The following is a 938-nucleotide window of genomic DNA, read 5'->3' on the forward strand; positions in this document are numbered from 1 at the left end:
ACTCTTAAATGCTTTGTTATATTTTTGAACCCCAGTCTTTGACAATACGGTCTTTGAAGATTGCTGTCTTTGAGCTTTTACCTAGATACTCGATGACGCCAACTAGTTCTTTTGAAAAGTCGATATGAATAGGTTGTTCAATTGGCTTCGGCATAAAGTACGTAACTTCAGCGGCTCTCATTTTTAACTTCATATCGGCACAATGTAAAAATGCGTCATCAAAATTCAAAGTCAGCTTTCTTTCACCAAAATCAGTTTCAGTTCCTCTACCTAGCCTTTCTTCAAGTTGAAGAAGTGAGTATTTTTCTGATTTAGAAATGTCTTCGATAAAAGTCATGTCGTTACGCATATTAAGGTGAAAATTACCACTAGATATATCGATTTCAGTGTTTTCCTTAACCCAATTACCATCGATACTTGGCGAGAATGAGACAATTCTTGCTGCTGGTATTGCATGCATATTTATCACGACTTCTCTAATTAAAGGCGTACCATCATCTAATTCCCAATCTGTGTCATTCTGTTCACGCACGATTAGAAGCTCGACTTTATTATTCTGTGCTTTGGCTTTTGCACCGGACTGATAACCTGTTTTAGTCGCAAATATTGGCTTTAAATCAGGTATATCTCGGATTTTACCTAGGAGAGCGTCAATTTTCTCTATGCTTACTTTCGATGCGTAATCCTTACACTCAATAACTGTTTTATATGTAATTCCAGCTAGTTCATATTCCCAATAAAGGTCAAACTCACGTAAAATGCCAAAGTTGTCTTTGATCTTTTTGTTCTGCTCAATTTGAATATTGCGCAACTCAGTCCATTGCTCAGACTCGAACAGTGCCTTTTGCAGAGAAGCTACGAACTCCTCATATTCTCTACCATTATTACTCAATACTGCCTCCAAACTTGAACAAAAATATAACGCGCAGTTAAGGTGT

The 938-nt window shown here is 37.1% G+C and carries 1 protein-coding gene; it reads right to left on the reverse strand.

What is annotated here, in order from left to right; all coding sequences use genetic code 11:
- Nucleotides 1-16: 16 nt before the first annotated feature.
- A partial coding sequence (locus H735_RS29540) for a restriction endonuclease (protein ID WP_337588691.1) occupies nt 17-938 on the reverse strand: 922 nt, incomplete at its 5' end.

Origin of the sequence: Vibrio owensii CAIM 1854 = LMG 25443 (assembly GCF_000817815.1) — a bacterium.
In the GTDB taxonomy this organism is placed as follows: domain Bacteria; phylum Pseudomonadota; class Gammaproteobacteria; order Enterobacterales; family Vibrionaceae; genus Vibrio; species Vibrio owensii.